Origin of the sequence: Achromobacter sp. ACRQX, assembly GCF_022346505.1 — a bacterium.
GTDB lineage: Bacteria > Pseudomonadota > Gammaproteobacteria > Burkholderiales > Burkholderiaceae_B > Achromobacter > Achromobacter animicus.
The window spans coordinates 1-3,439 of sequence record NZ_JAKRML010000061.1; the positions used below are offsets into that span (position 1 = coordinate 1).

At 51.9% G+C, this 3,439-nt stretch carries 2 rRNA genes; both read right to left on the minus strand.

From position 1 onward, the window contains the following. Nucleotides 1-9 precede the first annotated feature (9 nt). Nucleotides 10-122: ribosomal RNA gene (rrf, locus tag MHZ91_RS28135) — 5S ribosomal RNA — on the minus strand. Between the two features lie 204 nt (nucleotides 123-326). Beyond that, nucleotides 327-3,211 (minus strand): 23S ribosomal RNA (locus MHZ91_RS28140). Between the last annotated feature and the right edge of the window lie 228 nt (nucleotides 3,212-3,439).

Here is a 3,439-nt window from a genome sequence, read left to right on the forward strand (position 1 = left end):
GCAATAAAAGCCTGACGATGACCTACTTTCACAGACGTCCGTCCACTATCATCGGCGCAAAGGCGTTTCACTGTCCTGTTCGGGATGGGAAGGAGTGGTACCACCTTGCTATGGTCGTCAGGCGTAACTGGTTGAGCGGTTGCGGTTGAGGCAACGGCTCCAATCTTGGAAGAAGCGCAACGTGTGGCGATCAGAGCGCTAGGGCTCGATGATCGACGCACAGTGGGGTGTAATTGTGTTGGCTGGCTGCTGACGGTGCAGCCAGTATTTTGTATTGAACGACACTTGGAACGCTATATCACCAGGTCAATAACCATCAGTGTTATAGGATCAAGCCTCACGGGCAATTAGTATCGGTTAGCTTAACGCATTACTGCGCTTCCACACCCGACCTATCAACGTCCTGGTCTCGAACGACCCTTCAGGGGGATCAAGTCCCCGGGATACCTAATCTTCAGACGAGTTTCCCGCTTAGATGCCTTCAGCGGTTATCTCTTCCGTACTTAGCTACCCGGCAATGCCATTGGCATGACAACCGGTACACCAGAGGTACGTCCACTCCGGTCCTCTCGTACTAGGAGCAGGCTCCGTCAAGTATCCAACGCCCACGGCAGATAGGGACCAAACTGTCTCACGACGTTTTAAACCCAGCTCACGTACCTCTTTAAATGGCGAACAGCCATACCCTTGGGACCGGCTACAGCCCCAGGATGAGATGAGCCGACATCGAGGTGCCAAACACCGCCGTCGATATGAACTCTTGGGCGGTATCAGCCTGTTATCCCCAGAGTACCTTTTATCCGTTGAGCGATGGCCCTTCCATTCAGAACCACCGGATCACTATGTCCTGCTTTCGCACCTGTTCGACTTGTCAGTCTCACAGTCAAGCACGCTTATGCCATTGCACTATCAGCACGATTTCCGACCGTACCTAGCGTACCTTCGAACTCCTCCGTTACACTTTGGGAGGAGACCGCCCCAGTCAAACTGCCCACCATGCACTGTCCCCGATCCGGATAACGGACCAAGGTTAGAACCGCAAACAAACCAGGGTGGTATTTCAAGGATGGCTCCACGTGATCTAGCGACCACGCTTCAAAGCCTCCCACCTATCCTACACAGGCCGGTTCACAGTCCAATGCAAAGCTACAGTAAAGGTTCATGGGGTCTTTCCGTCTAGCCGCGGGTAGATTGCATCATCACAAACACTTCAACTTCGCTGAGTCTCAGGAGGAGACAGTGTGGCCATCGTTACGCCATTCGTGCAGGTCGGAACTTACCCGACAAGGAATTTCGCTACCTTAGGACCGTTATAGTTACGGCCGCCGTTTACCGGGGCTTCGATCAAGAGCTTGCACCCCATCACTTAACCTTCCGGCACCGGGCAGGCGTCACACCCTATACGTCGACTTTCGTCTTTGCAGAGTGCTGTGTTTTTAATAAACAGTCGCAGCCACCGATTCTCTGCGACCCCATCATGCTAAGCGCGCAGGCGCTTCACACTACCGGGGTATACCTTCTCCCGAAGTTACGGTATCAATTTGCCGAGTTCCTTCTCCTGAGTTCTCTCAAGCGCCTTGGAATATTCATCCCGTCCACCTGTGTCGGTTTGCGGTACGGTCTCGTACAGCTGAAGCTTAGAGGCTTTTCTTGGAACCACTTCCGATCACTTCGCAAGCAATGCTCGCTCGTGCCATACCCTTGATTTACGCGCCCGGATTTGCCTAAGCGCCATCTTCGATACAGCAACAGGGACATCCAACACCCTGATGATTTTCCGCGATCCGTCCCCCCATCGCACTGTACGACGGTGCTGGAATATTAACCAGCTTCCCATCAGCTACGCATCTCTGCCTCGCCTTAGGGGCCGACTCACCCTGCGCCGATGAACGTTGCGCAGGAAACCTTGGACTTACGGCGAGGGGGCTTTTCACCCCCTTTATCGCTACTCATGTCAGCATTCGCACTTCTGATACCTCCAGCAGCCTTTACAAGCCACCTTCGCAGGCTTACAGAACGCTCTCCTACCGCGTGCACTAAAAGTGCACACCCGCAGCTTCGGTTTATCGCTTAGCCCCGTTACATCTTCCGCGCAGGACGACTCGATCAGTGAGCTATTACGCTTTCTTTAAAGGATGGCTGCTTCTAAGCCAACCTCCTGACTGTCTATGCCTTCCCACTTCGTTTCCCACTTAGCGATAATTTGGGACCTTAGCTGGCGGTCTGGGTTGTTTCCCTCTTGAGTCCGGACGTTAGCACCCGGTGCTCTGTCTCCCAAGCTGTACTTGCGGGTATTCGGAGTTTGCCATAGTTTGGTAAGTCGCCATGACCCCCTAGCTATAACAGTGCTCTACCCCCCGCAGTAATACTTGAGGCACTACCTAAATAGTTTTCGGAGAGAACCAGCTATTTCCAGATTTGTTTAGCCTTTCACCCCTATCCACAGCTCATCCCCTAATTTTTCAACATTAGTGGGTTCGGTCCTCCAGCACGTGTTACCGTGCCTTCAACCTGGCCATGGATAGATCATCTGGTTTCGGGTCTACACCCAGCGACTAATTCGCCCTATTCGGACTCGCTTTCGCTACGGCTTCCCTATTCGGTTAACCTTGCCACTGAATGTAAGTCGCTGACCCATTATACAAAAGGTACGCAGTCACCCCACAAGGAGGCTCCTACTGTTTGTATGCATACGGTTTCAGGATCTATTTCACTCCCCTTCCGGGGTTCTTTTCGCCTTTCCCTCACGGTACTGGTTCACTATCGGTCGATCACGAGTATTTAGCCTTGGAGGATGGTCCCCCCATCTTCAAACAGGATTTCACGTGTCCCGCCCTACTTGTCTTACGCTTAGTTCCACACACAGAATTTCGTCTACAGGGCTATCACCTGCTACGGCCGGACTTTCCATTCCGTTCGACTATCCTGCGCGCTAAAACGTAAAGGCTCATCCGATTTCGCTCGCCACTACTTTCGGAATCTCGGTTGATTTCTTTTCCTCGAGCTACTGAGATGTTTCAGTTCACCCGGTTCGCTTCCACTAGCCTATGTATTCAGCTAGGGATACCGCATTGCTGCGGTGGGTTTCCCCATTCGGATATCTGCGGATCAAAGCTTGTTTGCCAGCTCCCCGCAGCTTTTCGCAGGCTACTACGTCCTTCATCGCCTGTGATCGCCAAGGCATCCACCATATGCACTTAGTCGCTTGATCCTATAACGCTGTAGGCTATAGGACCTGAGTATTAGCGTTTGTGCCGTTCATAAGTTTCAAAGCAGTCTGAGGTTTGCACCCCAGTCTTGAGAACTTGGAACAAAAAATAATGCAATCACAACCCGTGCCCATCTTCATCAGCAATGCCGATTACTCGATGAACACATTTTCGTTGTGCTTCTTCCAGATTGTTAAAGAACAAATATAGCTGTTGGGTAAAACCCAACT